Origin of the sequence: Streptomyces sp. NRRL B-24085 (genome assembly GCF_001282115.1) — a bacterium.
Classification (GTDB): domain Bacteria; phylum Actinomycetota; class Actinomycetes; order Streptomycetales; family Streptomycetaceae; genus Streptomyces.
The window spans coordinates 1-6,043 of sequence record NZ_LJBR01000408.1 but is presented as its reverse complement, the minus strand read 5'-3'; the positions used below and the strand labels follow the sequence as shown (position 1 = coordinate 6,043).

General features: G+C 72.6%; 7 protein-coding genes. 5 read left to right on the top strand and 2 right to left on the bottom strand.

The window, feature by feature from the left end; translation table 11 throughout:
* On the top strand, window positions 1-773 hold a 773-nt coding region (locus AOJ26_RS34905), incomplete at its 5' end, for a type IV secretory system conjugative DNA transfer family protein (RefSeq protein WP_234358748.1).
* A gap of 3 nt (window positions 774-776) precedes the next feature.
* On the opposite strand, the gene AOJ26_RS34900 is transcribed toward AOJ26_RS34905, so the two are convergent.
* Window positions 777-1,634, bottom strand: a complete 858-nt coding sequence (locus AOJ26_RS34900) for a GNAT family N-acetyltransferase (RefSeq protein WP_053852373.1) — start codon at window positions 1,632-1,634, stop codon at window positions 777-779.
* A 31-nt stretch (window positions 1,635-1,665) separates the two neighbouring features.
* Window positions 1,666-2,211 (bottom strand): GNAT family N-acetyltransferase, encoded by a 546-nt coding sequence (locus tag AOJ26_RS34895; RefSeq protein ID WP_053852372.1) that lies wholly within the window; start codon window positions 2,209-2,211, stop codon window positions 1,666-1,668.
* A 94-nt stretch (window positions 2,212-2,305) separates the two neighbouring features.
* Here AOJ26_RS34895 and AOJ26_RS34890 point away from each other — a divergent pair, with 94 nt between their 5' ends.
* Genes AOJ26_RS34890 through AOJ26_RS34875 form a run of 4 tightly spaced genes read left to right on the top strand, consistent with a single transcriptional unit; the run spans window position 2,306 to window position 5,933 of the window.
* Complete coding sequence (locus AOJ26_RS34890) at window positions 2,306-3,226, top strand: ABC transporter ATP-binding protein (protein WP_053852371.1); 921 nt, start codon at window positions 2,306-2,308, stop codon at window positions 3,224-3,226.
* Entirely contained in the window at window positions 3,223-3,990 is a 768-nt protein-coding gene (locus tag AOJ26_RS34885) for an ABC transporter permease (protein ID WP_053852370.1), read from the top strand. The genes AOJ26_RS34890 and AOJ26_RS34885 overlap by 4 nt, the downstream gene beginning before the upstream one ends.
* 24 nt (window positions 3,991-4,014) lie before the next feature.
* Entirely contained in the window at window positions 4,015-5,277 is a 1,263-nt protein-coding gene (locus AOJ26_RS34880) for a histidine kinase (RefSeq protein WP_053852374.1), read from the top strand.
* Window positions 5,274-5,933, top strand: a complete 660-nt coding sequence (locus tag AOJ26_RS34875; RefSeq protein WP_053852369.1) for a response regulator — start codon at window positions 5,274-5,276, stop codon at window positions 5,931-5,933. The genes AOJ26_RS34880 and AOJ26_RS34875 overlap by 4 nt, the downstream gene beginning before the upstream one ends.
* Window positions 5,934-6,043 lie beyond the last annotated feature (110 nt).

Sequence of the window (6,043 nt, the reverse complement as noted above, 5' to 3'; positions counted from 1 at the left end):
ACGTCTACGACCCCACCCACCTCTGCGACACCCCGGCCCGCCTCCACTGGTCCCCCACCACCGGCTGCGAGACCAAGGAGACGGCCAAGGCGAGAGCACAGGCCCTGCTCGCCCCCGTCCGCCCCACCGCGAGGATCGACCAGGCCGTGGCCGACGCGGCCGAAACGCTCCTGCGCAGCTACCTCCACGCGGCGGCCGTCGAGTCCCGCACCATCCGCCACGTCCACCGCTGGTGCCAGGGCACCGGGGTCCAGGACGCCGTGAAGACCCTCCGCACCCACCCGAAGGCGGCCCCCGGCTCGGCCGGCGAACTCGAGGCCGCCCTCACCGCGCACCCCGAACGCCGGGACATCGCCCAGGAGTTGATCAGCCGGGCCCTGGCCGCCCTCTTCACGGTCAACATCCGCGAGGCATGCACTCCCAACCGAAATGATGCCCTCGCCTTGGATTCCTTCGTCGACGAAGGGGGCACGCTTTATGTGGTCGGTGAATCCATCGAGGACCCCAGGACGAACCCGGGCGCGATGCCCCTCCTGACGGCCCTCGTCTCAAACGTGGTCGAGCGTGGCCGGCGCATGGCCGAACGGTCATCCTCCGGTCGCCTCGACCCACCACTGACCCTCGTGCTGGACGACATCGCAGCCGTGGCCCCGCTCCCCCAGTTGCCGGAGCTCCTGGCCACCGGAGCGGACCGCGGGCTGCCCGCCCTGGCCCTGCTCAGGTCCCGTGAACAGGCCCGCACCCGCTGGCCGGACGCGGACCTCCCGGCCTAGCGCTCAGAAGTCGTACGCGGCCCAGTCGACGACCGGCACATAGCCGAGCCGCCGGTAGAGGGCGTTGCTGGTGGGGTTGGCCGCATCCGTGAACAGCACGACATGCTCGGCGCCCGCCGCCAGCGCGGCCCGGCTCACCTCGGCGGTCACGGCACCCGCATACCCCCGGCCCCGCAGACGGGCCGGCGTGTACACCGGGTCCACCTGCACCAGGCCCGCGACCATCGGGTTGGCGCCCGCCAGGGAGACGGGCGTGCCGTCCGGGGTCTCCCAGAACGTGTAGCTCTTGTCGGCGAAGCGGGTGCCGGCCCAGGTGCCGGCGTCGATCGTGACGGCCTCCCCCACGTCCGCGGCGAACCCCCGGCACAGGTCCATGAGTTGCTCACGGTCCCGCTCCTCCACGGGCCGCCCCCGCCCCGCCGGGAAGGGCTCCGGCGGCACGAGCGTGCCGAGGCGGTGCAGGCAGAGCCGGACCCGCAGCCGCGAGGCGGCCCCCGTGTGCCGTCGCCACGCCTCGGCGAAGACGGCGGCGGTCCCCTCGTCCGCGCTGATCGAGGGCACCGAGTGGCCGAGCGCCACCAGCTGGGCGGCGAGGGCGTCGGCCTGCTCGGCGGTCAGCGGAGTCAGACCCAGACCGCGCCGCGGCGACAGCCGGTAGAAGACGGCGTGCACCTCAGCCGCCCGCTCCAGCACACCGAAGACGGCGTCCTCGGCGCCGTACACGGCGGCCCCGCGGGCGCGCAGTCGCGCGGTCCACGTCAGCGGCATGATGTGCGCGACCGGGCGCGAGCGCAGGAACTCCCCGGCCCGGGCGAGAAAGTCGTCGATGTCCTCGGTGAGGTACCAGTCGTCTGAGCGCATGCCTCATCTTCCCCGCCGGCCGGCCCAGGAGTCAGACGCGCTCCAGCGCGAACTCCAGCTCGGACTGGCCCGGAGCCGCCGTCAGCGGCACGACCACACCCGTGGGCTCGAACCCCGCCTTGCGGTAGAACCGCTGCGCCCGCCCGTTGTCCTCGTGCACGATCAGCCGCACCCGCTCGGCCCCGTGCGCCCACGCCCACTCCACGGCCGCGTCGAACAGCACGTCGGTGAGCCCGCTCCCGCGTTCCTCGGGCCGTACGAACACCCCCACGAGGTGCCCCTGCTTCCGCTCGACCGGGAACCCGGCCCAGTCGGTCGTCCCGGGCTCCTCCAGCAGCACGGTCACCGTCCCGACCCACCGCCCGTCCGGCGCCTCGGCGATGACCGTCTGGGCCCCGTCCGCCCCTTCGGCGCCCTTGGCCGTGCGCTCCCGCCAGTACGAGTCGGGCCGCGCGACGGCCTCCTCGTAGGTCTCCAGGAAGGCGAGGTGCGCGACCGGATCCCGAAGCGCGGCGAGCCGCAACTCCTTGGCAGCGGGCCACTCTTCGGCGCGGACGGACCGGATCACGTAGCTCATACGGGCCACAGTAGTACCCGGGTACTACCCGCCTCACCTGGAATACTGCCCGCGGTCCGACGCCCGGGGCCCCCGCCCGCACGAGCATCGGAGCATGATTACGGCACAGGACCTCACCAAACGCTACGGCGACAAAACCGCGGTCGCCGACCTGTCCTTCACGGTCCGCCCGGGCACCGTCACCGGCTTCCTCGGCCCGAACGGCGCCGGCAAGTCCACCACCATGCGCCTGATCCTCGGCCTGGACGCCCCCACCCACGGCCACGCCACCGTCGGCAGCCGCACCTACGCCGCCCATCCCGCGCCCCTCACCGAGGTCGGCGCCCTCCTGGAGGCCCGCTCGGTCCACCCCGGCCGCACCGCCCACCACCACCTGCGCGCCCTCGCCCACACCCACGGCATCCCCCGCGCCCGCGTCGACCAGGTCCTGGACCTCACCGGCCTGACCGAGGTCGCCCACCGCAGGGTCAGGGGCTTCTCCCTCGGCATGGGCCAACGCCTGGGCATCGCGGCCGCGTTGCTCGGCGACCCGGCCGTCCTCGTCCTCGACGAACCGGTCAACGGCCTCGACCCCGAGGGCGTCCTGTGGATCCGCAACCTCCTCAAGTCCCTCGCGGCACAGGGCCGTACGGTCCTCGTCTCCTCCCACCTGATGAGCGAGATGGCCCTCACCGCCGACCACCTGGTCATCATCGGCCGCGGCCGCCTCCTCGCCGACACCACGGTCGACGACTTCGTACGACGGTCCGGCACGGGCACGGTCAAGGTCGTCACCCCGGAGGCCGCCACCCTCGTACGCCTGCTCACCGCACCCGGAGTCGAGGCGGTCCCGACCGCCCCCGAGACCCTGGAGGTCCGCGGCACCGACGCCCGCCACATCGGCCGCACCGCGGCGGCCCACGCGATTCCCCTCTACGAACTCACCCCCAACCAGGTCTCCTTGGAGGAGGCCTTCATGGAACTCACCCACGAATCGGTCGAGTTCACGACCGCGTCGGAAGGAGCGACGGCATGACCGCCACGACGCTGCCCTACCGGGTCACCCCGGCCCGAGTCCTGCGCTCGGAGTGGCACAAGCTCTGGACCGTGCGCTCCACCTGGATCACCCTCGTCGCCACCGGCGCCCTCACCGTCGCCATGGGCGTGGGCATCAGCGCCGCCTACGACCGGGGCGACGCCGGCCACATGGACACGGTCGTCCTCGTCCTGTTGGGCACCCAGTTCGCCCAGCTCAACCTGGGGGTGCTGGGCATCCTCTGCACCGCGGGCGAGTACTCGACCGGCCAGATCCGCGCCACGATGACAGCGGTCCCCACCCGGCTGCCCGTCCTGTGGTCGAAGGCCGCGGTCCTCGCCGCGATCGCCTTCGTCCTCAGCCTGTGGACGAACCTCCTCACCTTCCCGCTCGCCCAGTCCTTCCTCACCGGCACCGAGCACGAGGCCGCCCTCGGCGACCCGGGCGTCCTGCGCGCCCTCACCGGCAACGCGGCCGGCCTCGCCCTCCTCACCGTCCTCGCCCTGGGCCTCGGCGCCCTGGCCCGCTCGGTCCCGATCGCGACGGGCGCCTTCATCGGCCTGGTCATGATCCTCCCGGAGGTGCTGGCCATGCTGCCGTACGACCTCGTCGACGACGCCGTACGCCACTTCCCGGGCCGCGCCCTGGAGACCCTCACCACCGCGGACACGGCGTCCTCGGGAAGCGCCCTGCTGGCCATGTCCCTGTGGGCGGCGGCCTCCCTGGCGGCGGCCGCGGTGGCCCTGAAGCGACGGGACGTCTGACGGATGACGGCGAAAGCCCTCACCATGGACCCCGTGACGGAAGAGCGGACGCCACCGGCGGCGGAAGAACGGACCACGGAACCCCTCACCGACCACGTCCAGCGCGTCACCAAGCGGGTACGCGCCTTCGACCGCCGCCACCCGCTCCTGTGGGACCTCCACCTGACCGGCTTCTGGGTGACGGCCGCCCTCATCGACTACTACGGCGACGGCTGGCACAACGTCGCCCGCGACACCGACCTCCCGGGCGGCCTGGTCCTCGCGCTCAGCCTCGGCCTGTCCGTCCCCCTCCTGTGGCGCCGCAGCCACCCCCGCACGGTCCTCCTCGCCCTCACCCCGTTCGCCCTGGTCAACGCCTGGACCGGCGCCGCACTCCAGGCGGCCCTGCTCCAGACGCTGATCGTCTTCCACATCGCCCTGCGCCGCCCCCACCGCTCCCTGTGGTGGGCCCTGGCCGTCGTCCTCGTCCCGACCACCGTGCTCGCCGTACGCCATCCCCAGGGCGGCGCGGACCAGGACCTCTTCCCGGCCTTGCTCACCTTCGTCTCGGCGGCGGCCATCGGCATCACGGTCCGCACCCGCCGCGACCACACCGAGGCCCTGGAGGACCGCGCCCGCCGCCTGGAGATCGAACGCGACCAGCAGGCCCGCCTCTCCGCCGCCGCCGAACGCGCCCGCATAGCCCGGGAGATGCACGACATCATCGGCCACAACCTGTCGGTCATCACGGGCCTGGCCGACGGCGGCCGCTACGCCGCCCGCAAGTCCCCCGACCGCGCGGCCGAAGCCCTCACCGCCATCTCCACGACCAGCCGCCAGGCCCTGACCGAACTCCGCCGCCTCCTGGACGTCCTGCGCGAGGAGGACCACCCGGAAGCCGCGCTGGCCCCCCAGCCCGCCCTCTCCGACCTCGACCACCTCATCGACGGCGTCCGCAGCGCGGGCCTCCCCGTCCACACGGAGGTCCACGGCACCCCGAGCCTCCCCCCGGGCCGCCAGCTCACCGTCTACCGAGTCGTCCAGGAAGCCCTCACCAACACCCTCAAACACGCCGGCCCCGGCGCCACCGCGACCGTCGAGATGTCCTACGACGAGGGCGGCGCCGTCACCATCACGGTCACCGACACCGGCCGCGGAGGCCCCCCGAACGGCACCGACGGCCGGGGACTTCCCGGCATGCGCGAACGAACGTCCCTGTACGGCGGCACACTTGAGGCCGGCCCCCGCCCCCACCCCGAACGAGGCTGGCGCGTCAGCCTCCACCTCCCGGAGGAAACCCCGCAGTGACCACCGTCCTGATCGCCGACGACCAACCCCTCCAGCGCCTGGGCTTCCGCATGCTGCTGGAGAGCCAGGACGACCTGACGATCCTCGGCGAGGCGGCCAACGGCACCGAGGCGGTCCGCATGACGGCCGAGCTGCACCCCGACGTGGTGCTGATGGACGTCCGGATGCCCGGCCTGGACGGCATCGAGGCCACCCGCCGGATCACCGCCACCGGCGACCGCACCCGCGTCCTCATCCTCACGACCTTCGACCTCGACGAGTACGCCTACGCCGGCCTCCGCGCCGGAGCCTCGGGCTTCCTGGTCAAGGACGCCCAGCCGGAGGACCTCCTGTCCGGCATCCGCGCGGTAGCGACCGGCGACGCGGTGGTCGCCCCGAGCCTGACCCGCCGCCTGCTGGACGCGTATGCCCACCACCTGCCGACGGGAACCCCGGCCGCGGAACCGGATGACCCCCGCCTGGCCCATCTCACCGACCGGGAACGCGAAATCCTGACGGTCATCGGCAAGGGCTGGACGAACACGGAGATAGCCACCCGCCTGCACCTGGCGGAGTCGACCGTGAAAACCCATGTGGGCCGTGTTCTCGCCAAGACCGGCTCCCGAGACCGCATCCAGGCGGTGATCCTGGCGTACGAAACAAAGCTGGTGAAATAGCCAGAACGCAGAAAACCCCCGTGCCGAATGGCACGGGGGTTTTCTCAAAAATTGTTCGGCGGCGTCCTACTCTCCCACAGGGTCCCCCCTGCAGTACCATCGGCGCTGTA